The organism is Flavobacterium ginsenosidimutans (assembly GCF_003254625.1).
Taxonomy (GTDB): Bacteria; Bacteroidota; Bacteroidia; order Flavobacteriales; family Flavobacteriaceae; genus Flavobacterium; species Flavobacterium ginsenosidimutans.
The window spans coordinates 121290-147358 of record NZ_QJRJ01000072.1 but is presented as its reverse complement, the minus strand read 5'-3'; the positions used below and the strand labels follow the sequence as shown (position 1 = coordinate 147358).

Sequence of the window (26069 nt, the reverse complement as noted above, 5' to 3'; positions counted from 1 at the left end):
CTATTAATTATTTGAAGAAAAAATATCCCTTTTTAAAGATTAGAAAAGAAAAGTAACCTAAAATTATTTTATAAAATAAAGGGTTTTTAGTTTGCATATCCTTTTTCAATATCATAAAGAATAATTTCTTTTTATCAATATGTTTCTCATTAGAAGTCAGAATATCTCTTAAAATAATCTTATATCTTTCTCTAACATATTTTAAGCAAGCTAAATAATCTAATGATTTATTTTTCTTAATTATTTTCAATTGTTTTTCTCGTGCTGTTATCTCTGAATTAATTTCTACCGAATTAAGACTATAAATCTGATTGGACAATGAATTCAAATTGATATTATATTTAAACAAGATTTTATCAATAAATTTAATTTTCGGTTTTTGATAAAGCATTCGCAAGTTAAAATCCCAATCATCTAGATATCGAATATTTTCGTCGAACAATTCTTCTTGATTATTTAAAAAATCTCTACTCCACAGAGGTCCGCAAACATAAAAACTAAGAAATCCGGTAAAATATTTTTCAATTAAATTTTCAGAAAAAATTCTATTGTACCCAATAATTTCTTTAGTTACAGAATCAATTTTCACTAATTTACCAACAGCAACATTTATCTCTGGTTCTAAGTTCTCAACAAAAGTTTCTAAAGCTGTTTCATTATAAGAATCATCACTATCAAACCAATTTATCCATAAACCTTTGCTTTTCTCAAAACCGTAATTTCTACAAGAATTTGGTCCTTTTATTTTTTCTTGAGGCCTTTGATGATATTGAAATCTCTCATCTTTTTCAATATATTGAGACACAATTTCGGCAGTATTATCTGTAGATCCATCATCTACAATTATACATTCCCAGTTTTTATAAGTTTGTATTAATATACTTTCGAGTGTTTCATTAATTAAATGAGCTCTATTGTAGGTTGGAATTATTATCGAAATAACAGGATTAATCATGAATAGAATTTTTTGAAATATTTTTCAGCTTTATAACTTCCTCTGTTAATTAACATAAAAAAGCATGCACTTAAAAAAAATTCAATTCCTATTTTTTTATTTATCAAATAGAATTGAGAACTAGCTTTTCGAGTAATAAAAAAACAGTTTTTAAAATGTTTTTGTTCTAATCCTCTATAAAATGAATTTACAATATTGAAATAATATTGACCGACTAACTCTAAATCATTTAATTGAATACTTTTCTTTAAATTTTCAATTGCAATTATCGTTTTAGATTCCTCAAATAATTTTATGTACTTAAAGTTTGTAAAAGTTTTCGTCTTTTCATGCTGACGATATAAGAACAATGATTTATTCAAAATTATATATTTATTTGGGCTCAAATTGTAAAATAATCTCGAAAAAAGTTCAGCTTCTTGGCCTCTTGCAATATTAACATTGAATAATTCTTTATTCTTTAAAAAACTTTTCCTAAAAAGAATTGATGGAGTAAGTATTTGCAGTTTCCATAAAACATAATCTTTAAATAAATAAGATTTTATTTCCAAATCGATATTTTTCAATGCTGTCAAATTTTGATCGGTATAAGTACCTGAACAAATAACTAAATCAATCTCTTCAGAAAACAATTCGAGCTTTTCACTAAGAAAAGCATCCATCATTACATCATCATCGTCAAACCAGTTAATAAACTCTCCTTTACTTAATTCAAATCCATAATTTCTTGAAGCATTCCCGCCTGGTTTTCTATCTAATGGACGATGGTGTAACTGAAAACGACTATCTTTTTTTATAAATTTATTAATGACTTCAACTGTATTATCGGTTGATCCATCATCAACAATAATACACTCCCAATTTTGATATGTTTGTATTAAGATTGAATCGAGTGTCTCTTCTATAAGATGCGCTCGATTATATGTTGGTATAATTATGGAAACTAAGGGATTATTCACAAATAAAACTAAATAAATTAATCCAATCATTAGATGTTCTTTCAGGAAATAAAAAAGCTTCAATACTTTGCATATTAGTTATTCCTGTATTTAAATTAGATTCTAAATTATCTATTAATTTTTTAAGTTTTAGAGGTAATTCCTCAAATTTGTCAATTTCCTCAAAATGAATATTGTTTCGTCTTAATATTCCATATGGTAACCAACCACCAGCTATTACATTATTCCCAGCATATAGCACTTCAGTCATTGCTCCACTCAATGCATCGCTTTCAGGTGCCTGAATCATAACATTTGTAATTAAACGCAATTTAGAAATTTCTTCAGGTATAAGGAAATCATTAATAATTATAATATCTAAACTATTATATTGCTGAATTGCAATTTTCAATTCTTTAAGATATTGCAGTTCTCCTCCGTAGCCCAAATGCAAAACAAAGCTTATCTTATTTTTATATTCATCAGGTAAGCTATTTAAAACCTGAATCATCTTCAAGTGATTATTCTCTTTAAAAGCATTATGCCCCAATGCAACCAAATAATCCTTTATTTTATACTTTTCTTTAAACTTTGCTAATAATTGTCTATTGCTTCTATTTAGATTAATTGCATTGTAAATTTCAGTACTAATAGTAAATCTTACATCTTTAATTTTATCGCTTAGATGCATACCATACTTAGCTTTAATTACTAAAGCCATTTCAGGTGATTGCACTGTTATTAAAGTGGCTTTGTTTAAAGCTCTTCCAACATAGTAGTCATTATATACATTCCCCATTCTAAATAAATCTGAGCCCCAGAAACTACATATCACTTTAGTTTCTTTTTCAACAAAGTGAAGATATTCTAAATTATAAAATGAGCAAAAATGAAAATGAAGCACGTCAAATTTTTTTGTTTGAATATAATTTTCGTAAACATACTCTTTCAACGCATATTTCATGCACACTTTTAATGCTTTTCGGATTGCCTTTTTTTGATTTAATTCAAATAGGAAAGTTTCCTTATAGAATTTTTTTTTAAATGATTTTAAAAAAATCAATGCTCTCCTCCATTTTGAAATGCTTTTATAGTGCTGCTCAAAATCTAAATTTTCTTTAAAAACATTATTACTTTCATTATACTTATCATTTGGCAAATGTGTATAAGTATCAATATGAAAACTGAAGTCATTATTAATCTTTAAAATTTCACCATAAAGTTGATTTAAGAAATTAGACTGCCCAATACCAAGAACCAGTATCTTTTTTTTATTCTTTTCCATATGGCAAAAAATTACCTGGCAATATTGCATAATTGCCTTTACGATTAAATTTACCATTCTCCCAAATATAACCTTGTAGAACTTCTAAAGATTTTACATTCTCTATAACATCTAAAAAATTATTTTCATCAAAATCAATTTCAGCTAAAAGAACTCTAATATTATATGTTTCGGCTCGCAAATATAAATTTGGAATTTCTAACATAAAAATATTTGACTTTTCTAAAAATGAAAAATTTGTATTCATTTCATCACTTAAGAATGATAAACAAATATTTTCATTTTGGTCTATAAAATTTATACCAACACGCAATTTATTAAAATCAATATCTATCAATTTATCAATTTCTAAACAAATATTTAATGCCTCTCCTGATATAACTTGGCTTACTTCATTCTTTTTATTGTCAACAAAGTAAAGGTCTTTAATTTTAATTTTACCAGACCCCCTTCTATCAGTTCTTTCTTCTAATAATTGTTCGCTTTTTTCTGAATTTTGAGACAAATAGAAGTCAACTGCATTATGACTTGTATCATTAAAAACTACTTTCCCGTATTCTAATACGATTCCACGAGTACATAATTGTTTAACCGCTGCCATATTATGACTGACAAACAAAACTGTACGTCCTCCGCTACGTGAAATATCCTGCATTTTGCCGATAGCTTTTTTCTGAAACTCTGCATCTCCGACAGCCAAAACCTCATCTACAACTAAAATTTCAGGTTCCAAAAAAGCAGCGACAGCAAATGCCAAACGAACTGTCATTCCTGAACTATATCTTTTAACCGGCGTGTCTATATAACGTTCGCATCCTGAAAATTCAATAATTTCATCTAGTTTTGAAGTAATTTCTTTTTTGGTCATTCCTAAAATGGCACCATTAAGGAAAATATTTTCTCGTCCAGTCATTTCTCCATTAAAACCAGTTCCAACCTCTAATAGAGAAGCAATGCGGCCACGAGATTTAATACTTCCAGTTGTAGGAGCTGTTACTTTTGAAAGAATTTTTAAAAGTGTTGACTTTCCAGCTCCATTTTTACCAATTATTCCTAAGACTTCACCTCTTTCAACTTCAAAATTAATATCTTGTAATGCCCAAACATAATCTGAAGTTCCTTTGGTCGAGCGATCATTTACATCTCCTATTTTCAAATATGGATTTTCTTTTCCCAGAATTTTATGCCACCATCTGTTTATATCATGACTTAAAGTTCCTGTTCCAACTTGACCTAAACGATATTGTTTAGAAATATTTTCGGCTTTTAATATGATTTCTTTCATTTATACGGTATCTATAAAGCTTTTTTCTGTTCTATTAAAAACCAATAATCCAACAAAAAAAACAGCTATTGTAAGTGTCATTGTATATCCTAATCCTAAAATTGATATACTGCCTATATTCAAAAGCATATAACGAGAAGTTTCAATAACATAAGCTAACGGATTATATTCTACTACCCATCCTAGTTTAGGCAATTTCTCTTTAATTAAATCCATTGGATACATTACCGCAGAGATGTACATAAGTAATTGTATTCCAAAACCAACTAAATTATTTAAATCCCTATATTTCGTAACCATTGATGAAATCATCATTCCTAAACCAAGTCCCAAAATTCCCATAAAAGCAATTAATATAGGAAAGAATAGTAAAGATCCATTCAAGCTTAAATCTGCTCCCTGCCAGTAAAAGAAAATGTAAAAAACAACAAATATGAAAAACTGGATTCCAAATTTGATCAAATTTGAAATTACTATTGATAGTGGAGTTATAATTCTTGGAAAATAAACTTTACCAAATATTGCCGCATTAGACTTAAAAGTATCTGAAGTTCCATTTAAACAGGATGTAAAATAATTCCATACCATAATTCCTGCTAGATTAAATAGAAATGGCGGAATCGATCCTGTTTTAATACCAGCAACGTTATTGAATATAATGGTAAAAGTAATAGAAGTAAATAAAGGCTGTATTAAGTACCAAAGAGGCCCTAAAACAGTTTGCTTGTAAACTGTAATAATATCTCTTTTTACAAAAAGCATTAATAAATCTCGATAATGCCAAATTTCCTTGAAATTAAGCGTAAAAAATTTATTTTTTGGTGTTATCTCAAACAGCCAATCGTTTGTATTTTTAGAATCCATTGGAAAGAATATAAAAACCTTGATTTTTAAATTTTAACAAGATTTTTAACATTTAAATTTTGTTTAAAAATGCCAAAAGGCGTTTTAAAAAACACCTTTTGCCTATATTTGATTTATATTTTTATCTCTAATTATTTATCTAAAATTTCGAAAGTAGAATTCATACTCTTAAATTCTGGGACAATTTTTTTCATCTTTGCAACGATATCATCATTTTCATAAAAATCGGCAATTCCAATGAGTTCATCAACATCATTATGTAGAGTCTCATACTCATCTTGAATTTCCTGAGCAATCATGATTTTATTATGATATGTTGGCAATGTCTTAGCCGTATCATTTAATAATTCTTCGTAAAGCTTCTCACCAGGTCTTAAACCTACAATTTTAATTTTTATTTCTTTGTCAGGTATAAAACCAGCTAACTTAATCATTTTCTTTGCCAAGTCAATAATTCTCACTGGTTTTCCCATATCAAAAATATAAATTTCTCCTCCATTCCCCATTGCTCCTGCTTCTAATACAAGTTGGCATGCTTCTGGAATTGTCATAAAATAACGAATAATATCTTGATGCGTTATGGTTACCGGCCCTCCTTCTGCAATCTGCTTAGTAAACAAAGGAACAACTGAACCGTTTGAACCTAAAACATTTCCAAAACGAGTCGTAATGAATTTTGTGCCGCCTTCTACTTTTTCTCTTTGATTTTTTAAGAACAGAGATTGTACATACTTTTCTGCAATACGTTTACTGGCTCCCATTACGTTGCTAGGATTAACCGCTTTATCAGTAGAAACCATTACAAATTTCTTTACACGATATTTACAAGCTAAATCTGCTAGGTTTTTTGTTCCTTTAATATTCGTTTGAATAGCCTGCGACGGGTTTTCTTCCATTAAAGGTACATGCTTATATGCAGCAGCGTGAAAAACGACATGCGGATTATAATTTTTAAAAACCTTCTCTAATGCTTTTTTACTTCTTACATCTGCAATTACGGCTACGATTTTAGTGCTAAAATCCATAGCCTGAGTCTCCAAGCACAAATTGTGTAACGGTGTTTCGGCATGATCCAAAACAATTACATTTTTTGGATTAAAGTTTAAAACCTGTCTTACAATTTCACTACCGATTGAACCAGCAGCTCCGGTAATTAGTATTGTCTTATCTTTTAATTGTTTTGAAATAGATCTACTATCAAGAACTATAGGTTTTCTTTCTAATAAATCCTCAATTTGAATATTCTTTACTTTTTGAGAAATTTCCTTTTGATTTTCCCAATCCGAAATAAGTGGAACTGTATATACTCTGTAGTTAAATTCCAAACATTGATCAACTATAATAAGCTGTTCGTCTTTGCTTAAGCTCTTATCTGCGATAATTACACCTTCTGCTGCTACAGAACGCATTAAGGCAGGAAGTTTTTTTCTTAAAATAAGAATCGGAAGATCTAGCATACGCTTAGAAGCATTCTGGTTATTCTTATCTACAAAACCAACTATTTTAAAACGAGAAGGGCTTTCGAATTTTAACGCATTAGCTACAGAAATTGCATTAGCATCTGTTCCATAAATTACAGTTCGAATTAATTTACTTGTAGACTTTTCCGAAAAATACATTTCAAATGTTTGCTTTACTACAACACGGTATAAAAATAGTCCGCAAAAAGACAAAACTAGATTGATAAAAAGTGCTGTATTTAAAAAAGCTTTATGTCCCGAGTATAATTCAAATACTAAATTTATGAATAAGAAAAATACAAGAACAGACATTTGAGAAAACAATAATTTTATTGCATCTATATAAGAAGAGTGTCTAATAATTCCTGAATAAGTTCTGAAAAGCCAGAAAAAAAACACATTAACAATAATTAAACTTCCAACGAAATAAAAATCATGAGAAGTAATAATATATCCAATTGCCGTACCTTCAAAAAGCAAATAGGTAAGAGAAAAAGAAAAAACCAGAACCATTACATCTATCGCAACAATAATCCATCTAGGCAAATAACTTAGATTATTAATATTTGCCCGAAGATTTCTTGGCGAGAAAGTGTTATATAACAAAGAGGTTATATTATTTAGCTTGTCTGTATTCAATTGAGCTTTTTTTAAGTACCTGTAATTCGAACTTTGTACAAAAATACAAATTAAAGGTTTTAAATAATTAGTTAAAGATACAAATTAAATTTTAACACTTTTTTCCTTTTGTCTTAGAAATTCGATTAAATACGTTCCATATCCTGATTTTAATAGTGGTTGCGCTAATTTCTCAAGTTGTTCATCATTAATAAAGCCTTGTCGCCAAGCAATTTCTTCAATACATCCTACTTTTAGACCTTGTCTTTCTTCAATAACTTGAACAAATTGTCCTGCCTGCATCAAGCTATTAAATGTTCCTGTGTCTAGCCAAGCTGTTCCTCTACTTAATATTCCAACTTTTAACTGTCCTTTTTCCAGATAGACTTTATTTACATCTGTTATCTCATATTCGCCACGAGCACTTGGTTTAATATTTTTAGCAATCTCTACTACTGAATTATCATAGAAATATAAACCCGGAACAGCATAATTAGATTTTGGCTCCAAAGGTTTTTCTTCTATTGAAATTGCATTTTTGTTTTCGTCAAATTCAACTACTCCATATCTTTCTGGATCTGCAACGTGATAGGCAAAAACAACACCTCCATCTGGATTAGAATTATTTTTCAAAAGTTGCTGCATATTTGTTCCGAAGAAAATATTATCCCCAAGAACCAGAGCTACTTTATCTTTTCCAATAAACTCTTCGCCAATTACAAATGCCTGAGCTAATCCATTCGGATTAGCTTGTTCTGCATAACTAAATTTACAACCAATTGTACTGCCATCTCCCAAAAGTCTTCTAAAATGAGGTAAATCATGTGGTGTTGAAATTATTAAAATTTCATTGATCCCTGCCATCATTAAAGTTGAAAGAGGATAATAAATCATTGGCTTATCATAAACGGGCATTAGCTGTTTACTGACTGCTAACGTTAGGGGGTGTAATCTAGTACCAGAACCTCCAGCTAATATAATTCCTTTCATAATTTATTTTTATTTTCAAAAACACAGAGTCTAGACAGAATGCAAAACTCAAACTTTTAATTTTCTATGAATATTTTTTTTAGACTTTCTTTATAAAATGGAACTTCCAAATTATAAATTGACTTTATTTTCTTTTTATCTAACAATGAAAAGTTTGGTCTTTTTGCTGGAGTTGGATAAGAAGAAGATGGAATACCATTCACCTTACAATTATAACCCCCTAACTCTTTAATACTCAAAGCAAATTCATACCAGCTTATTTCTCCTTCGTTAGAATAATTATATATTCCTGAAATCCAATTTGGCGAATTAACAATATTGATCATTGCCTGTGCTAGATCTGCTGCATAAGTTGGCGAACCAACTTGATCATTCACTACACTAATTTCCTCTCTCTCTTGCATTAATCGCTGCATCGTTTTAACAAAATTGTTTCCAAATTTACTATAAACCCAAGAAGTTCTTACAATAATAGAGTTAGGATTTTGGTTTAAACATGCAATTTCTCCCGCCAATTTACTTTCGCCATACACATTTATAGGGTTTGTTAATGCTTCTTCATCTAATGCAACAGAAGAAGTACCATCAAAAACGTAATCTGTAGAAATATGGATTAACTTAATATTGTTTTCCCAAGCATATTTTGCTATTATTCCTACTGACGAAGAATTTATTGCAAAAGCTAAATCTTTTTCTGTTTCAGCTTTATCAACCGCAGTATAAGCGCCACAATTCAAAATCACATCTGCCTTAATTTCATTTAACTGAATAGGCAAAAGATCTAAACTGTCTAATGTGATTTTTGTTCTATCTGCAAAAATCCATTCATATTCTGGGTATTTTGATGATAAAACTGAAAGTTCAGATCCTAATTGCCCACTTGCACCTGTTACAAGAATTTTTTTCATTAAAATAGGCTATTACAGTTTTCAATAAAAGGCAAAATCTGATCTTTATCAGAAACGATTGCATCATTCAAATCCATTCCCCAATCAATATTTAAAGAAGGATCATCATATTTTATTCCGCCTTCTGAAGCTTTATTATAAAATTGATCACATTTGTACATTACCGATGCTGTTTCACTGATCACTGAAAATCCGTGCGCAAAACCTTGAGGAACTAACAATTGTTTTTTATTTTCTGCTGAAAGTAAAATACTAAATGACTTTCCATAAGTAAGAGAATCTTTTCTTAAATCTACAGCAACATCAATAATTTTGCCTTCTAAAACACGTACTAATTTAGTTTGTGCAAAAGGAGGATTTTGATAATGTAATCCTCTTAAAGTTCCATATTTAGAAAATGATTGATTGTCCTGAACAAAATCAATATTAATTCCTAAATCTTCGAATTTCGTTTTACTATAAGATTCAAAAAAATAACCTCTTTCATCTCCAAATAATATTGGCTCTATAATTACCAGATCTTTTATAAATGTTTCTTCGATTTTCATGATAATTTAAAATCCAATTTTATTTCTGAAAAAATGTATTTAATACATTTTTTATTCTTAATCTATCTTCTTCCATTAAGTTTGATCCAGAAGGAAGACATAAACCATTTTGAAACAAAAGCTCAGAAACCTTTTCACCATAGTAGGGATATTTTTCAAAAACTGGTTGCAAATGCATTGGTTTCCAAAGAGGGCGACTTTCAATATTCTCCAATTCAAAAGCCAGTCTTAAATTTTCTCTGTTTTTTCCAATTTTTCCGGGATCAATAACAATTGCTGACAACCAATGATTCGAGTAATAATCTTGGCTTGGCTCTTTTAAAATAGTAATCCCATCAATATCTGCAAAATATTGTGCATAGAAATCATGCATATCTCTCCTTAATTTGATGTGTGCATCTAAAACTTCCATTTGTCCTCTTCCAATACCGGCACAAATATTACTCATTCTGTAATTAAAACCAATTTCACTATGTTGATAATGTGGTGCGTTATCTCTCGCCTGTGTTGAAAGAAAAATTGCTTTATTTTTAAGATCTTCATTCTGCGCAACAATTGCGCCTCCTCCTGAAGTTGTTATGATTTTGTTTCCATTAAATGAAAGTGCGGCAATTTGTCCAAACGTACCACATTTTTTGTTTTTATAATGACTTCCTAATGCTTCAGCACTATCTTCAAGTATTGCAATTTCATACTTATCGGCGATCGCATGTATTTCATCAATTTTATATGGCATTCCATAAAGATGAACGGCAATTATTGCTTTTGGCTTTTTTCCTTTTCTAATTCTATCAAGAATGGCTTTTTCCAAAGCAACTGGACATATATTCCATGTGTCTAATTCGCTATCAACAAAAACAGGAACAGCTCCTTGATATAAAATAGGATTTGCAGATGCCGAAAAAGTCATACTTTGGCAAATTACTTCGTCACCTGATTTAACTCCCAAAAGTATCAAACCTAAATGCAATGCTGCTGTTCCTGAACTTAATGCGCCAATATGTACATTTTCAGACAGATATTTTTCTAAATCTTTTTCAAAACCTTGAACATTTGGCCCCAAAGGAGCTATCCAATTGGTATCAAAAGCTTTGTTTACATATTTTATTTCGCCACCTCCCATATGTGGAGAAGACAACCAAATTTTTGAATTACTCATATTAACGAATTATATTTTATTATATTTCCAGGATTTCCTACCACTACTGCATAATCGGGAACATCATTAATAACAACACAACCAGCACCAATTGTTACTCCTGCTCCTACATTAATTCCTTGAATTATTGAAGCTCCTATACCAATATGTGTCCCTGACCCTATAGTAACATTTCCTGCTAATGCTGCTTTTGGAGAAATGTGTACATAATCATAAATTTTACAATCATGCTCTACAATTGCTCCAGTATTTATTATACAATGTTTACCAACTACAGCCCCAAAATTTATGATTGCACCTGCCATTACAACAGTTCCTTCCTCTATCTTTGAGTTCTCAGAAACAACTGCAGTTGAATGAATTGCAGTAAAAAATGACATTTTAATTTTTTCAGCTATACGCTTTCTAATTTCATTATCACCAATAGACACAATAAATTGTCCATTATTTATATCATTTATTTTTGATGCATTAATAACTGGAATACCCACTATTTCTGCTTCTTTAGGCTTATCGTCAAAAATTGCTTTTAGATTGACATTATTGCTCTTTAAAACATCAATAATGACTTTACAGTGACCGCTTGCGCCATACAAATATTTAGTTTCCTCCATTAAAACGTTCAATTGTTACAGAATTATCTGCATTTATACTTTCTCTTTTAATAACTTTTTGGATGGTTTTTACAAGTATTTTTATATCTAAGAAAAAAGATAAATTTTTAATATACCATACATCATATTCAAACTTTTTTTCCCACGAAATTGCATTTCTTCCATTTACCTGTGCCCATCCTGTAATACCCGGCTTAATATTATGACGTTGCTTTTGAAAATCATTATAAAGAGCCAAATATTCAGGTAATAAAGGACGTGGTCCAATTAGGCTCATATCTCCTTTTATTACGTTTATTAACTGTGGGATCTCATCTAAAGAAGTTTTTCTGACAAACATACCAACTTTTGTTAGACGATCAGAATCAGGCAATAAGTTATTGTCAGAATCTTTTTTATCATTCATTGTCTTAAATTTTACTATTTTGAAAATCCGTCCTCCTTTACCTGGTCGATTCTGAAAAAAAAATGGATTTCCTCGATTTGCAAAAGCCAAGAATAATGTAATAATTATAAATAAGGGAAATAAAAATATAAAACCTAAAACTGCTGATATAAAATCAATTACTCTCTTAAATACTTTTCTATACATTTTTTTCAAAGTTTTTGTATTCTGACAAAATAGCATTCCATATAACATTTTGTTCATAACGACTCGTAATCATTTGACGAGCATTCGATTTTAACTTTAAAAAATAATTTTTATCAAGATAAAATTTCATCATCGCATCGTATAGCATTTGCATATTTTTTACAGAAATAATGGTGCCATTTATATCTTTTACTATTATTTCATTACATCCGTTTATATTTGTAACTATAGAAGGTAATCCCATTGCGCCAGCCTGCAATACAACGTTTGGAAATCCTTCTCTGTAACTTGGAAATACAAGTGCATCTGATATTGATAAGTATGTCCTAACATCTTTTTGGTATCCGGTCGAAATAATTTTATCATTACTTTCTATAGTTTTTAAAACTTGAGTCTCCAATTTGTCTAAATCTGATTCAAGAGGACCAACCAAAAGTAATTTTACATTTTTCTCGCTTATTTGAGTAAATGCTTTAACTAATTCATTAATTCCTTTATCACCAACTAAACGTCCTACAAATACATAGACAAAATCTTCATCAGATATATTTAAGGTTGACTTTAGTTTTTGTCGATCTGTTTCCGAAACAACATTTGGGTCAAAAAAAGAAGTATTAATGCCATTGGAACTACCATTTCCTAAAACTTTCAGCTTATCAGATTTTGCATAATTATTTTTCAATATAAAATGATATAATTCATTTGAATTAGGGTACACTTTAGTTGCACATTTATAAGTCATTTTTTCAACAAAATCTAAAAGCCTTCTTTTATTACCTGTGGCTTCCATAAGTGGTAATCCTGCAACAGTATGTAATCTGTTAGGAACACCAACTAATTTTGAAGCGAGCATTCCAATAATTCCAGCCTTTGGGGTATGTGTGTGTACAATAAAAGGCTTTTCTTTTTTTAAAATTCTATACAAGATGTATAATGATTTTAAATCTTTTAAGGGAGAAATTGTTCTAGTCATTTCTACAGGCAGAACCCTTATTCCTTCGTCTGTACTTACATCTAAAAGTTCCTGTCCACCAGACGAAATCCCTAAAACTTCATAATAGGATGACATGAATTTTGGCTGTCCTTTTAAAAGAATTTTTAAAGATATTGGAACAGTAGTAATTCGAATTATTTTTTTCATATTTATTAAGCTGAGCATTTTAAAAGCCTTAAATGCACAAAAAGATAAATTCTTTTTAAGAGCTTTTGAAAATACAATTTAAATATATAGAGCTAGTCTGAAAAAAAACCAAAAAAATATTTTAATCTTATTATTAAAGCTTTCGATTAATCATTTTTTTTGTTATTGGTATACTTTAGAATTTCTAAATTGAGTCAAGGTTTTTAATTCATTTAAAGGATTTGTTCCTGAACATGAAATTTTTAAATCAATAAAATCTATTACATCAACCCTATTTCATTAGCTCTTTCCGTTTTCTCAGCAACGACAATAACTTCCTAACCTAATTTTGATACCTCCCTAGCTATGCATAATCTATGGGAAGTAAAAAATCAATTATATAGAATTATAAATTTTTAACGTTTCTTCAGCATTTTTCTGCCACGAAAATCTGCTAAGATTTGATGCTAACAAATCTTGTTTCTCCTTAAACAAAACTTCGTCAATCAATGCCGTTTTAATATTAGCTGCTATATCTTCAACTTCAAAAGGATCAAAATAAAAAGCACTTTCTTTGCAGATTTCAGGTGTTGAAGATGTATTACTCACGACAGAAACTGTACCTAATGCTGCAGCTTCTAGGGGAGCAAATCCAAAACCTTCATAAAATGAAGGCTGGACAAATAGTTTTGCATTTGAATAAAGCCATAATAAATCTTTAAAATCGACAAAATCAAGATGCAAAATATTGCTATCTAATATTACATTTTTTAATGTCTGCTCGTAATCGAAACTTTTTTTCCCAACGATCACTAATTTAAGCTTCCTTAAGTTACTTTCATTTTGGATTTTTTTAAAAGCTTTAATCAAATTGTTGTAATTTTTTCTTGGTTCAAGATGCCCAACACTTAATACAAAGCTGTCTTTTTCTAAATCTTTATTGAGTTTGAAATTATAATTATCGATATTTTTCACATTAAAACTTTCTAAATTTATAGCTTCATGAATCGAAGTAATTTTACTTTCTTCAACATCATAAAAGTGTAACAACTCATTTTTTGTAAAGTCAGAAATTGTAATAATTTTATCTGCAACCAGAATTGATTTTTTCACAGCTCTTTTTAAAAACTGATATCGTAAAAAGGTGTATGTTTCTGGGTAACGGCAAAGTCTTAAATCGTGAACTGTAATTAATCTTTTAGCAGTTTTAAGATTGGGAACATGAAAAAATGGTGAGTGAAAAACTTCAAACTTCTCTATTTTTTCTTCTTTTTGATAAAATGAGTTTTCAAGCAAACTTCTTCTAATAGCTTGTTTTGAGCTAAAAGGAGTTGCTTTAATTCTCATCGTTTTGGGTAGTTCCTTAAGTGCGTAATCATAATAATCTGATGCAACATATAAGACGTATTCATTTACCGAATCAACTTTTGCCAAGTTGGTAGTTAAATTATAAATGTATTCTTTTATTCCTCCTCCTTTTGGTATAAAAAAACTACAATTAATCGCAATTTTCATTTTGTAGTATTGAAATTATTAAAAAACTAAAACATTTCACGTAATAAGGTTCCTAAGCTAACCGTCATAAATCCTTCGGCGCCACCATTCACAAATAATATAATAAACACGAAAATCACTGTGATAATAAAAATTATATCTTGAAGCTTAGGTCTATACATAAGTATATAAAAAACAAATGGCAAATAAGTCCCAATAATCCTTCCGGCAATAGGAGTTAAAAAATAGGACGTTAAATAAATAACCAATCCTGAAATTGTTAGGGCATGCATATATTTATCTTTTGTGAGTTCATAGGTTTTAGGTTTAAAAACGAGAATATATACAAATACAGTAAACCATAAAATAAAAGCTCCCCCTCCAGATGAAAATTCAAAATCCGAATAATCTTGCTTTGCACCAATTAACTTGGTAATAGCAAATAAAAGAAGATTAATGAAAATTGAAATTGTAGCTAAAAAAAACAATCGAAAATTAAAACTCTTATATTTTGTTTTGTTTAAGACAAACCAATCAACAAATAACAAAAAAGCAACAATTAAAAAGGAAGTATGAATAAATCCTAAAATAGCAGTAAACTTAACTAAATTTAAATAGTTATATTTCTTAACATATAAAATATACCATAACAAAAATCCTAAGCCAATACCTTGTCTCAAAGTAACCAACTGAATTGCAAATGCTTGTGCATTAAAAAACATAAACAAAAAGAAAAGCACTGCTATAACAAAGTTTCTAGATGTTTTTAAAATAAAAAAAGACAGACTAAAGCATATAAAAAAAACAAAAATTTGAATAGTAGTTATTGGATCATTAAAAACAGACAACCATTTGTTAAAATAAAGAAAAACAGGTTCTCTTGCAAATATTGTATAAGTACTTATATACAATTCAAGCAACATATCATAATCAGTGGCGTAAACTTCATAGTTATTCCTATCTCTGAAAATTTCAGATGGTAATCCTGCAAGCCAAAAAGCATAAACTAAAGAAATTGTAAAATATAGTAGTTTTTCTTGTATGCTAATTGTTCTTTTTATTCCTAACATAGCAAAAAACTACTCTAATTTAATGAAGTCATCATATGATTTATATCCTTTTTTATCAACAGGTTTAACTGTTATTTGAATATCATTTTGTTCAGATCCATCAAAAACTTGAAAAGGATATTTGCTGTTTGCAGAAGTAATGTTTGACAGGGTTATGTTACCGCCCAATTTATTACTGTTTATTGCTTTCGACTTTTTGTTTCCTTTATAAAGATACGCTATCGATCGAACGGAATATCTGTCAGCATGGGTATCCATCTTTATTCCAACTTTGTTAACACCACCGTTTAAGTTTCCTAAAACAAAAAACACTCCTTGTTTAGCATTATTGAAAGTGTATAAGTTTTTTACCTCAATATCATCTAAAACTTCATTATTTGAATTAGGTTCAAAATCTAATCCTGTTTGAGGATTAGTCCCATTTGTATTAGAAAGAATCAAATTTGAAATAACTAATCCGTTTGAACTTATAACCGAAATAGCATTTCTTCGATTATTATCCAGAATACCATAATTAAGTATAATATTTTTGTTTGTAACATTTCCAGATTGTCCCAAATAAATACCATCTCCCCAACAATCATTAATATTTGAATTTATAATTTTGACATTTTCCGATGATTTAATTGAAATCCCCATTCCCCATTCTCCTTTTTGTCCAATATGGATCTTTCTATCACCAGTAATTTTTGGCGAAAAAACAACTATATTCCTTTTACTATGAATTCGTAAAATTTCATAATTGGTTTTATCAGATGCTTTTAATATTAGTCTCGAATTACTATCAAAAACAATTTTGCGGTCATTTTGAATATCCAGTCCTGAATCGCTAATTAAAACAGGAAAATTGGGTAGTTTAATATTCGAATTTTCATTAATAGCCTTTTGTAAATATGCTGTGTAATCTACTGACGCATCATTAACAAAGTTTTTTGGCAAATATTCTGTTGCATCAACATAATTATCAGCATTTAGCAAATTGATTCTTTCTTTTTGTTCGTCTAATTTTTGTACAAAATACGGTACATTACTAACGTTTCTATACTTAAACTCTTGTCCAAAACAAGAATTTAAAGACACTAAAATCATTAGGTATAAAAACTGAAACTTTTTTAGTTCGATCTTTTCCATAATTCAAAATGTTTCTATTAGCTCTTTCCATTGCTGTGTTATTTCAATTTCTGAAAATCGTTTCATTTCTTCTTTCGCTACTTCACTCATTTCGCTACGTAAAGCGTCATTAGAAATTAAAAATTGTAATTTCTCAACAAATTCCTCTTTATTATTGTCTTCGATTAAAAAACCAGATTTTTGAGTTATAACTTCCGAAGGTCCTGTTAGACAATCATAAGCAATAATTGGCAAACCAAAAGATTGCGCTTCAATCAAAGTCATTGGCAATCCTTCAAATCTCGAAGTCATTGCCAAAAAAGAAGCATTCTCATAATAATCTGATATTGAAGAGGTATTACTTACCATCTCAACATTATTTAAATTATACTTTACAATTAAATTGTCAAGCATCTCTTTGTCTTCTCCACTTCCTATAATCTGTAATTTCCAATTTTTGCCATTAGAATATTTCTCAAGAAACTCATACCAAATTTCAATTAAACGATCAAAACCTTTTTGATAAGTTAATCGACCAATCGCTACAATATTAATAGATTCTTTATTATATTCTTTCTTTGATACAGCGAATGAAGAAGGATTATTTATAGCTAATATTTTTCCGTTTATTTTTAAGTTGCTCTTCCACAATACAACATCTCTTTTTGTTAAAACAATAATTGCATCTGCAAATCTACCAGCTAACCATCTAAACTTTCTTCGCAAATTTTTTCCAAGATCAACAGTAAAATTAAAATGCTCCCACACAATTAACTTAGTTTTTTTTCTTGTTAGCTTGCCAATCAAAATTATTGGCAAAATGAATAATAATGAAAAAACCTCTACTGCAACAACAACTTCAATATTATTGCTTTTAATTACATTATTTAAACGGTAAATTAGTGTCAAATATTTCCCTAATGAATATTTACTATTTAAATAAAGAATTGTAACATCCGAGTTTATTGAAAAAAAAGGTTTTTCTTCTATTGAATTTGTCACAATTAAATAAACCTTATTTGATGTTTGAGAAGCTAAACTATTTACAATTGAAGTACAGGCTCTTTCTGTTCCTCCTGAACGTGTAAAATCTCCAATATAAAATGCTATTTTATGTGCCTGCATAACCTAAATTATATAAAAAGCGCTTTTATTTGATTTTCGTTGTAGGTACTAAAGATCTTTTTAACCACTTCTTTGTTCTGTTGATTAAGGTTTTTCTCTAGATCATTATTTAAAAACTCCTCTTTATTTATTTTATAATAATTGTATTTTTCAAAATCTCCAATTGCCTGTAATTTGACAATAGGTGTAATATTGTAAAAAAGGTATTCAATAAGTTTTGTTGGATTTGCTACACGATTTACAACATTATCATCTCGCAAGACAAATCCATAATCTGCTAAATTGTAATAATATTTAAGTTTATCTGGTAAAACAGAATCAACAAAAATACGTTTGTTGATGCTTCTTTCATTGAGTTTTTTGATCATATTGGTTTTATCATTTACTAATAAAAGATAAACAATATTTTGATCATTTATTTTAGATGTTATTAAATCCAACATTTCATCAATATTTTGCCAAACATGCAATCCCCCGCTATAAATAACAAGAATATCACTTTCCTTAAGATCAATTTTTTTGATTATTTCTTCCGTTTCCTTGCCATTATCTACCTCATAATTACCTACTAAATTTTCAGGAATAATACCAAAATTTATAGCCTCAAAGTTAAAATCAGAATACTTTGTTTTATAATGTTTTTCCATTGCTTCTGTGACAAATATAGCTGTTGATATTTTTTCAAAACATTTTCTTTCAAATGTTTCATAATAATCGGCCATTTTTATATCCCCCTCCATTCTTTTTTCGTCAGGAACAGCACCATGTACATCCAATATGATTTTCTTGTTTATGAAAGGAAAGAAATACTTAATCCAAAGTAAATTGTAAATAGTGTGTGAATAAATTTTGGAACTAGTCAAAACATGATAAAGAATAAACCACCATCCCAAAATAAAATTCAATTGATAAAAAACCACTTTCTCACCATATTTTTCTTTTACAGGCAAAATGAATTTTTTTAAAGATACTTGAAGATATACCCTATCTTCGTTCGCCATAAATTTATCGATTTTCTTTATACGTTGAACCAAACCATCTTTTATATTATTCTGATTGGGATATGGCCCTAAAACTAAAAGTTTTTTAGTCATTATATTTATTTTGAAATGTTTCTTTAAAATTTTTAAACATATTATCAGCACTTTCTCTAAGTGCATTTAAAGATGCTGAATAATCAATTTCTGTTTCAAATAGATCAAAATGAGAATTCAATTGCGCTTTATCAAAAGGCTTTTCCCAAAGCTTAAATTCTTTAACTTGTTCAGTCAAAATTCTGAGCTTATCTTCAATTTCGATACAAACAACAGGTTTATTCAATAACGAAGCAATAATTGCACCGTGGTATCTTGCCGAAATAAATCCTGAATAATCATTTAATTTTTCAAGAAATGACTGAATTGAATCTATATCAGGATTCCACATTACAACATTATGCCCATTTAACTTTTGCATCCATTTTTTATCCTTCATGGGTGCAAAAATTATATATTCGAACTCATATTTCGAAGAGTATCTTTCAACTTCCATCAATGGATCGACGTATGAATTCCCAGATTCATCCCAATTCCAATCCCTTACGATGATTCCAATTTTCTTTTTTGCCTTATGTTTTTCAGACACAGATGGAAAAGTTTGTTTAAAGTATTTTGAAAAAACTACATCGGCTCCTAAGACCGAATTAAGTTTCCAGTCATCACAATATTTTTTTGAAATATGATCTCTAACGGCAATAAAATTGCTACTGATCATTTTATTAATAGTATAATCAATATAAATTTTATTGTCGCTAAATGGCCCTAAACCGATTCCAATGAAAGCTGTTTTTTTAGAATATGCTTTTTCTCTAAAAATTTTCTGCTTTACTTTTTTAAAAAAAAACTGAGGATTTACAATAGATAATTTTATTACCTCAAACAAAGATCTTTTTTTATTCTCGCTTGAAAATGAAAAAAATTGAGTACCTCCACCATATACTAAAAGATCTTCCTTTATTTTCTTATTGTATAAACCTTTGATCAAAATTTTCTCAGGATAATCCGCTTCTTGTCCAGAAAAATAAATTTCTGAATTTGGGAACTCCTCCACAAAAAAGTTCTCAAATACATTCATCAGAAGATCATCTCCAAAATTGGATTCTCCATACGCCCCTTCAATCTTTATAATCGTATCCATTCTTTTTTAATTATTTAATTGATCCGATAAAATGAACTATCTTTTCGCAAGCTTTTCCATCTCCATATGGATTATGTAAAGATTTCATTTGGGTGTAAAACTCATTATTAGTAAGCAAATAATTTGTTTTTTCAACGATTTTGTTTTTATCTGTTCCCACTAAGATAACTGTTCCTGCTGCTACTGCTTCAGGTCTTTCCGTAGTTTCTCTCATTACTAAAACAGGCTTTCCTAAACTAGGAGCTTCTTCTTGTACACCTCCACTATCAGTTATGATTAAATACGATTGATTCATTAACCAGACAAAAGCTGGATACGCTAGAGGTTTTATTAACTGGATATTTTTGATTCCGGATAAAATTTTATAAACAGGCTCTTTTACATTTGGATTTAAATGCACGGGATAAATAATTTGTACACCACTATTTGTTGTTGCAATTTCTTTTAGTGCCTCGCATATCTGAAGAAACCCATCTCCATGATTTTCTCGTCTATGTCCAGTTACTAAAATTAATTTTGAATTACAATCTACAATAGTTTTCAGATAATTTATTTCTTCATTATCAATATCATCGACTCGTTTGGAACTATCAATTAATGCGTCAATAACAGTATTGCCTGTCACGATAATTTTGCTTGGATCAACATTTTCTTGCAACAAATTTTGCTCAGAAATGACTGTTGGCGCAAAATGAAAATCTGCGATTCGGCCTGTAATTTGTCTATTAATTTCTTCTGGAAAAGGAGCCCATTTATTATAGGTACGCAAACCAGCTTCAACGTGACACACTTTTGTTCCTGAATAAAAGGCTGCGATACTAGCCGCCATAGTCGTGGTTGTATCACCATGAACATAAACATAATCAGGTTTAAAGTCCTCTAGTATCATTTTCAATTCTAAAATAATATCAGCTGTAAGGGAATACAGATTTTGATTAACTTTCATCAAATTCAAATCATAATCTGGTTGTATATCAAAAAAATCCAAAACCTGATCCAGCATTTCTCTATGTTGTCCTGTAACACAAACCTTGGTATCAAATTTATCCGAAAACTTATTAAATTCTTTTATTAGAGGCGCCATTTTAACAGCTTCTGGTCTGGTGCCAAATATTATTAAATTTTTGATCATACGATAATTATAAAGCAAACATTAAGCATCTAAAATCATTTTTCATAAAATTATTTCAGCTTTGTTTTAATTAAATTTATTATATATACTTTTTCTAATTTACTTAGGCTTATTGTCCATATCAACAATATGCTAATAACAATGCTACATGAGCTAAGGAATATAACATTTAATAATTCATTTCTCAGAATGATGTATTGTGTAATTATAAACATGCAACCTACAACCCCAATGGAAACTCCAATAATTGGCAATAATACTTCGTAAAAAAAATACTTTACATTCAAACCCATTAATTTTTTTAAGAAAAATAGCCTGAAAAGTAATGACAAGATATTTATAGAAATAGAAACTTTAAAAATGATTTCTGGATGCGAATAAATTTTTAATAAAAAATAAGAAACTGGCAAATTTAAAAATGTGAGAGATCCAATTATGATATGATACCATTTAATATTTCCTGTAGCTAAGACACCTGTCATTAAGGGACCCGAAATACAGTTAATTAAAAGATCTATTAAGCAAAGACAAACAAATAATGCTGTATATTCTGGTGCTGTCTTCAGCCAAATTTTTAAAATAAAATCAATATTAAAAATAATTGGACAGACAATTATAAACATCAGAAAATATGAAAATTTTGAGCTTTGAAAAATCAGTTTTTTACTTTCTTCCAAATTTCCTGCAGCATATTTTTTTATAATTTGAGGATTAACTGCTGTTTGAAAATTGGTTACAAAAAGACTGACGGCTCCTTGAATCTGTAAAGTTATTCCATAAGCTGCATTTAATAGAGTACCGAAAAATATGTTAAGCATTACATTACTCCCTTCGGCTCTAACAACACTTGCAATGTTTCCAAATAAATTCCATCCAGAATAAGAAATCAAAGTTTTATATAAACCTTTTTCATAATAGAATTGATATTTACTTTCATCAAACTTTCTTTTGCAGTAAATTTTATATAAAAGCGCAACTATAAATGTTACAACAAAAATTAATCCCGAATACGTTTTTAGCTTATCAATTGGTGACAAAACTAACAGATAGACTATCAGTAATTTAAAAAAAACTTCTACTATGCTTAAAATTGCATACACATTCATTTTTTCATGAGCAATAAGCATTGCGTTGTATGGAACTTGAATAACTCCTATCAGAAAAGTAAAAATTGAAAATTGAAAAACCCAATTTACGGCCTCCATTCGTTCCACAGGAATATTAAGTCTATTATTTACAAACCATAATCCGACTGTTTCAGCTAAAATCAATATCAATAATCCAATTCCGATATGAATATTTAGCGTAGCATTAAATACTTGCTTTAGTCTAATGAAGTTATTTTGTCCAATCTCAAATGATAAAAATCTTTGTGTCGCCGAAGACATCGCCGCATTAAAAAAACTGAACAAGGTCACGACTCCTCCAACTAAATTATAAGTACCATAATCACTAACTCCTAGGGTATTTAACACGACTCTGGAAGTATAAAGACTTACAGACATAGTAAAGAACATTCTTATATAGAGAAAGAGTGTATTTTTTGCAATAGTTTTAGAATCTGACACTTATTTTTAAATCTTATTTTAATTTAGAATATTACACAACTTAATAAAAAGACTTATTCATTTATTTTAATTAATAAATTGAATAAGTCTTTTTATTAAAAATAATTTTTACCAAATCGATGTGTTTGGCATCAATCATATTTTGTTGAGAAATCAATTTTGTTATTAGTTTTTAACTTTAGATAAATTTTATCCTCTTCTTTCAATTTGTTGTACAATTCTACATCTCTATATTTTATAATTTGCGCTGGGTTTCCCCCCACTATAGCATGATCGGGAATATTTTTTGTCACTACTGAGCCTCCCCCCACAACAACTCCCTCACCAATATTTATTCCCGGTAATATTATAACATCTCCGCCAATCCAAGTGTTTTTTCCAATTGTAACTTTTTTTAATATAGTTACCCCATCATAAGGAATCGCAACATCATTTAAATAATTATGATTTGCAGTATAAATCTTTAATCGGGGTCCAATGATAACGCCTGAATCAAATTCTACATTTGCATGAGCAGAAATCCAAGCCTCTGGTCCAATGTAGGTATCACTGTGAAGGGTTAGATTTTTAGGATTTACAATTGTTATAGGGAGTTTTATATCTATATTGTCTCCTTTTCTGCAAATGGCTTTCAAAACCTTATAACAATATAATTTCCAAAACAGATTTACTATTTTTCTATTAAGTTTTTGCATCATCTAAGCAAATGGTATTTAAGGATTAAAAAAATGAGAATATTATAAAAAACGTTAAACATTTAATCGCTTACAATGTGCCATCGCTATTACCGTTTAAAACTCCTTTAACATCATACAAAACACTCTTGTCCTTTAGCAGAAAAGATTTATCTAAATCAATAAATTCTTTGTGAGCGACTCCTAGAACGATTGCATCAAATTTCTCCTTTGGCTGTTTATTAGTACAGCTTATATTATATTCATGAGCAACTTCATCAGGATTGGCCCATGGATCATAAACTATTATATCTACACCATATTCTTGTAAAGCTCTAATCACATCTACTATCTTTGTATTTCTAACGTCAGGGCAATTTTCTTTAAAGGTTATGCCTAACATCAGAAGTTTTGCTCCACTTACTGAAATATCTTTTTTAATCATCAGTTTCACCACTTGAGAAGCAACATATTCTCCCATAGAATCATTTAATCTACGTCCTGCCAAAATAATTTCAGGATGATATCCGAATTCTTGTGCACGCTGTGCTAAATAATAAGGGTCGACACCTATACAGTGTCCACCTACCAAACCAGGCTTAAACGGTAAAAAATTCCACTTGGTACTCGCCGCCTCTAAAACAGCATGCGTGTCAATATTCATTAAATTAAAAATTTTAGCCAACTCATTAACAAAAGCAATATTAATGTCTCTTTGTGAATTTTCAATTACTTTTGCTGCTTCTGCCACTTTAATGGTTGGAGCCAAATGTGTACCGGCAACGATCACGCTTTTATACAATGAATCGACTTCGATTCCAATTTCTGGAGTTGAACCAGAAGTAACTTTTAAAATTTTATCGACAGTATGTTCTTTATCTCCAGGATTAATTCTCTCAGGCGAATAACCTGCAAAAAAGTCAACATTAAATTGTAGACCTGACATTTTCTCTAGCACTGGGATACATTCTTCCTCGGTCACTCCAGGATAAACTGTTGATTCGTAAATAACTATATCTCCTTTTTTAAGAACTTTACCAACCGTTTCGCTTGATTTGTATAAAGGAGTTAAATCTGGACGATTATTTTTATCAACAGGAGTTGGAACAGTTACAATATAATAATTACAATCTTTTATATCCTCTAAAGAGAACGAACAAAAAAGTCCAGTCCCCTTACTAAATAAATTATCGCATAAAACGGCTTGTAATTCGCTTTCTTCAACTTCTAGAGTACTGTCTTGTCCTGCATGAAGTTCATTTATTCTTTTTTGATTAATATCAAAACCTACTACTTGAAATTTTGTTGCAAATAATCTTGCCAACGGAAGCCCCACATAACCTAAACCTATAACTGCAATTTTTTTCATCTATATCTTTTCTTGAGCCTTTTATTTAAAATCAGGAAATAAACCTATTTTTTTAAATTTTCGAAATACCAGTTTACCGCTTCTTTAATTCCTTGTTGAATAGAAAATTTTGGCGCATATCCTAAGTTAGTTTTTGCTTTTTCAATACTTGCTAAAGAATGTGGTATGTCTCCCAACCTATTAGGACCGTAGACAACTTCAACCTCTTTTATTTTTGGATCAAGTTCAGCTAAATTTTCTTTCAATAAATGAACCAATTGTGTTAAGGTTGTTCTATCACCATATGCAGTATTATAAACGGTATTTATTGCTTCTTTATTTTGAGTTGTCATTGCAAGTTCATTCATCTGAATGACGTTGTCAATGTATGTAAAGTCACGCGAATAATTCCCATCACCATTGATTACCGGGCTTTCATAATTCATAAATTGCATAACAAATTTTGGAATAACAGCCGCATAAGCACCATTTGGATCCTGTTTTCTCCCAAATACATTAAAATATCTCAACCCTATGGTTTCAAGACCATACGTATTACTAAATATCTCTGCATAAAGTTCATTAACATATTTTGTTATTGCATAAGGAGATAATGGTTTTCCTATTACATCTTCTACTTTTGGCAAGCCTTTAGAATCACCATATGTAGACGAACTTGCAGCATAAACAAATCTCTTAACTTTAGCTTCTCTAGAAGCTACCAACATATTTAGAAAACCTGAAACATTTACATCATTTGTTGTAATAGGGTCATTTATTGATCTTGGAACTGAACCCAATGCTGCTTGATGGAGCACATAATCAACTCCAATTACTGCTTTTGTACAATCCTCAATATTTCTTATATCTCCTTCTATTAAAGTAAAATTTGGATTCGAAAAGTGATTCTCTATATTGTGTTTATGTCCTGTGGAAAAATTGTCTAGACAAACAACTTTATATTCTTTATTCAAAAAGTACTCGATTAAATTGGAACCAATAAAACCAGCACCTCCGGTAATTAAAATCTTCATATA

The 26069-nt window shown here is 29.5% G+C and carries 24 protein-coding genes; all 24 read right to left on the bottom strand.

Features of this window, described 5'->3' with window-relative positions; genetic code table 11:
• Nucleotides 1–7 precede the first annotated feature (7 nt).
• Nucleotides 8–955 carry a glycosyltransferase family 2 protein gene (locus DM444_RS07160; RefSeq protein ID WP_111285090.1) on the bottom strand — a complete coding sequence of 316 codons (948 nt, stop codon included), beginning with the start codon at nucleotides 953–955 and terminating at the stop codon, nucleotides 8–10.
• Nucleotides 952–1944 (bottom strand): glycosyltransferase family 2 protein, encoded by a 993-nt coding sequence (locus DM444_RS07155; protein ID WP_111285089.1) that lies wholly within the window; start codon nucleotides 1942–1944, stop codon nucleotides 952–954. The genes DM444_RS07160 and DM444_RS07155 overlap by 4 nt, the downstream gene beginning before the upstream one ends.
• Complete coding sequence (locus tag DM444_RS07150; protein WP_111285088.1) at nucleotides 1907–3178, bottom strand: glycosyltransferase family protein; 1272 nt, start codon at nucleotides 3176–3178, stop codon at nucleotides 1907–1909. Before DM444_RS07150 ends, DM444_RS07155 begins: the two co-directional genes overlap by 38 nt.
• The gene (locus DM444_RS23585) at nucleotides 3165–4463 is read right to left on the bottom strand and encodes an ABC transporter ATP-binding protein (protein WP_162614932.1); all 1299 of its coding nucleotides are present in this window, start codon (nucleotides 4461–4463) and stop codon (nucleotides 3165–3167) included. The genes DM444_RS07150 and DM444_RS23585 overlap by 14 nt, the downstream gene beginning before the upstream one ends.
• On the bottom strand, nucleotides 4464–5327 hold the full coding sequence (locus DM444_RS07140) for an ABC transporter permease (protein ID WP_111285087.1): 864 nt from the start codon (nucleotides 5325–5327) through the stop codon (nucleotides 4464–4466). It abuts the gene before it with no gap.
• A gap of 131 nt (nucleotides 5328–5458) precedes the next feature.
• On the bottom strand, nucleotides 5459–7426 hold the full coding sequence (locus DM444_RS07135) for a polysaccharide biosynthesis protein (RefSeq protein WP_111285086.1): 1968 nt from the start codon (nucleotides 7424–7426) through the stop codon (nucleotides 5459–5461).
• An 84-nt stretch (nucleotides 7427–7510) separates the two neighbouring features.
• The gene (gene rfbA, locus DM444_RS07130; RefSeq protein ID WP_111285085.1) at nucleotides 7511–8395 is read right to left on the bottom strand and encodes a glucose-1-phosphate thymidylyltransferase RfbA; all 885 of its coding nucleotides are present in this window, start codon (nucleotides 8393–8395) and stop codon (nucleotides 7511–7513) included.
• 56 nt (nucleotides 8396–8451) lie between these two features.
• Nucleotides 8452–9303, bottom strand: a complete 852-nt coding sequence (gene rfbD / locus DM444_RS07125) for a dTDP-4-dehydrorhamnose reductase (protein ID WP_111285084.1) — start codon at nucleotides 9301–9303, stop codon at nucleotides 8452–8454.
• Nucleotides 9303–9851, bottom strand: coding sequence for a dTDP-4-dehydrorhamnose 3,5-epimerase (rfbC, locus tag DM444_RS07120; protein WP_111285083.1), 549 nt, complete (start codon nucleotides 9849–9851; stop codon nucleotides 9303–9305). The genes rfbD and rfbC overlap by 1 nt, the downstream gene beginning before the upstream one ends.
• A gap of 19 nt (nucleotides 9852–9870) precedes the next feature.
• On the bottom strand, nucleotides 9871–11010 hold the full coding sequence (locus tag DM444_RS07115) for a DegT/DnrJ/EryC1/StrS family aminotransferase (protein WP_111285082.1): 1140 nt from the start codon (nucleotides 11008–11010) through the stop codon (nucleotides 9871–9873).
• On the bottom strand, nucleotides 11007–11624 hold the full coding sequence (locus DM444_RS07110) for an acetyltransferase (protein WP_111285081.1): 618 nt from the start codon (nucleotides 11622–11624) through the stop codon (nucleotides 11007–11009). The genes DM444_RS07115 and DM444_RS07110 overlap by 4 nt, the downstream gene beginning before the upstream one ends.
• On the bottom strand, nucleotides 11611–12216 hold the full coding sequence (locus DM444_RS07105) for a sugar transferase (RefSeq protein WP_111285080.1): 606 nt from the start codon (nucleotides 12214–12216) through the stop codon (nucleotides 11611–11613). The genes DM444_RS07110 and DM444_RS07105 overlap by 14 nt, the downstream gene beginning before the upstream one ends.
• Complete coding sequence (locus DM444_RS07100; protein ID WP_204251667.1) at nucleotides 12209–13357, bottom strand: glycosyltransferase family 4 protein; 1149 nt, start codon at nucleotides 13355–13357, stop codon at nucleotides 12209–12211. The genes DM444_RS07105 and DM444_RS07100 overlap by 8 nt, the downstream gene beginning before the upstream one ends.
• Before the next feature lie 375 nt (nucleotides 13358–13732).
• A complete protein-coding gene (locus DM444_RS07095) occupies nucleotides 13733–14851 on the bottom strand; it encodes a glycosyltransferase family 4 protein (protein ID WP_111285079.1) in 1119 nt (372 codons plus the stop codon).
• Nucleotides 14852–14877: 26 nt separating this feature from the next.
• Nucleotides 14878–15900: an EpsG family protein gene (locus DM444_RS07090; protein ID WP_111285078.1), complete on the bottom strand. Its 1023-nt coding sequence runs from the start codon at nucleotides 15898–15900 to the stop codon at nucleotides 14878–14880.
• Nucleotides 15901–15909: 9 nt separating this feature from the next.
• Nucleotides 15910–17031, bottom strand: coding sequence for a right-handed parallel beta-helix repeat-containing protein (locus tag DM444_RS07085; protein WP_111285077.1), 1122 nt, complete (start codon nucleotides 17029–17031; stop codon nucleotides 15910–15912).
• Between the two features lie 3 nt (nucleotides 17032–17034).
• On the bottom strand, nucleotides 17035–18135 hold the full coding sequence (locus tag DM444_RS07080; protein ID WP_111285076.1) for a glycosyltransferase family 4 protein: 1101 nt from the start codon (nucleotides 18133–18135) through the stop codon (nucleotides 17035–17037).
• Nucleotides 18136–18143: 8 nt separating this feature from the next.
• Complete coding sequence (locus DM444_RS07075) at nucleotides 18144–19229, bottom strand: glycosyltransferase family protein (RefSeq protein ID WP_162614931.1); 1086 nt, start codon at nucleotides 19227–19229, stop codon at nucleotides 18144–18146.
• Nucleotides 19222–20310 carry a polysaccharide pyruvyl transferase family protein gene (locus DM444_RS07070; RefSeq protein WP_111285074.1) on the bottom strand — a complete coding sequence of 363 codons (1089 nt, stop codon included), beginning with the start codon at nucleotides 20308–20310 and terminating at the stop codon, nucleotides 19222–19224. The genes DM444_RS07075 and DM444_RS07070 overlap by 8 nt, the downstream gene beginning before the upstream one ends.
• A 10-nt stretch (nucleotides 20311–20320) precedes the next feature.
• Nucleotides 20321–21442, bottom strand: a complete 1122-nt coding sequence (wecB, locus tag DM444_RS07065; protein WP_111285073.1) for a non-hydrolyzing UDP-N-acetylglucosamine 2-epimerase — start codon at nucleotides 21440–21442, stop codon at nucleotides 20321–20323.
• Nucleotides 21443–21492: 50 nt separating this feature from the next.
• Complete coding sequence (locus tag DM444_RS07060; RefSeq protein WP_239455609.1) at nucleotides 21493–22947, bottom strand: lipopolysaccharide biosynthesis protein; 1455 nt, start codon at nucleotides 22945–22947, stop codon at nucleotides 21493–21495.
• Between the two features lie 194 nt (nucleotides 22948–23141).
• Nucleotides 23142–23708, bottom strand: a complete 567-nt coding sequence (locus DM444_RS07055) for an acyltransferase (protein WP_239455607.1) — start codon at nucleotides 23706–23708, stop codon at nucleotides 23142–23144.
• Between the two features lie 67 nt (nucleotides 23709–23775).
• Complete coding sequence (locus DM444_RS07050) at nucleotides 23776–25053, bottom strand: nucleotide sugar dehydrogenase (RefSeq protein ID WP_111285071.1); 1278 nt, start codon at nucleotides 25051–25053, stop codon at nucleotides 23776–23778.
• Between the two features lie 44 nt (nucleotides 25054–25097).
• Nucleotides 25098–26066: an SDR family oxidoreductase gene (locus tag DM444_RS07045; RefSeq protein ID WP_111285070.1), complete on the bottom strand. Its 969-nt coding sequence runs from the start codon at nucleotides 26064–26066 to the stop codon at nucleotides 25098–25100.
• Between the last annotated feature and the right edge of the window lie 3 nt (nucleotides 26067–26069).